The sequence below is a fragment of the Streptomyces sp. A1136 genome, from assembly GCF_004795055.1.
In the GTDB taxonomy this organism is placed as follows: domain Bacteria; phylum Actinomycetota; class Actinomycetes; order Streptomycetales; family Streptomycetaceae; genus Streptomyces.
In genome coordinates, this window is the sequence record NZ_SSBJ01000260.1 from 1 (window position 1) to 593 (window position 593).

The 593-nt window shown below is 67.3% G+C and carries 1 pseudogene; it reads left to right on the forward strand.

Features of this window, described 5'->3' with window-relative positions:
• Positions 1 to 283: 283 nt before the first annotated feature.
• Positions 284 to 593: pseudogene (locus E6R62_RS40515) on the forward strand (4,5-dihydroxyphthalate decarboxylase); the annotation flags it as partial.

The following is a 593-nucleotide window of genomic DNA, read 5'->3' on the forward strand; positions in this document are numbered from 1 at the left end:
GCGGCGGCAGGGACCGGCCCTGTCTCAAAGACCGAACCGAGGACGCCGCTGTGTCCAGTGTGCATCTCGACATCGCAGTCACCCGCTACGACAACACCCGAGCACTGTTCGACGGATCCGCCTTCGACGGTGTTGACTACACCCTGCATAGTCCCGGCATTCCCGAGATCTTCGCGCGCCAGGCGGCCGGACGGTTCGACGCCGCCGAGTTCACCTCACTCACTACCTGCACGCTCTGGACGTCGGCACCGATCTCATCGCTCTTCCGGCCTTCCCCGGGCGGGTGTTCCGGCATTCCTGCGTCTTCGTCAACACGTCCTCGGGGATCAGCGGACCGGCCCACCTGGTCGGCCGCACGATCGGCGAGTTCGGCACGTACAGCCCGGACTCGGGAATCTGGGCCAAGGGCATTCTTGCCGAGGACTACGGGTTCGCACCGGAGCGCAACCGCTGGGTCGGCGGCGGGCTTGAGACGCCGCTGCCGGTCGGGTTCGAGTTCACCACGCACCGCCACCCGGAAGGCATCGATGTCGGCTTCGCGCCGCCGGATCGCACGCTCGGGGCCATGCTCGACTGCGGTGAGATCGATGCGC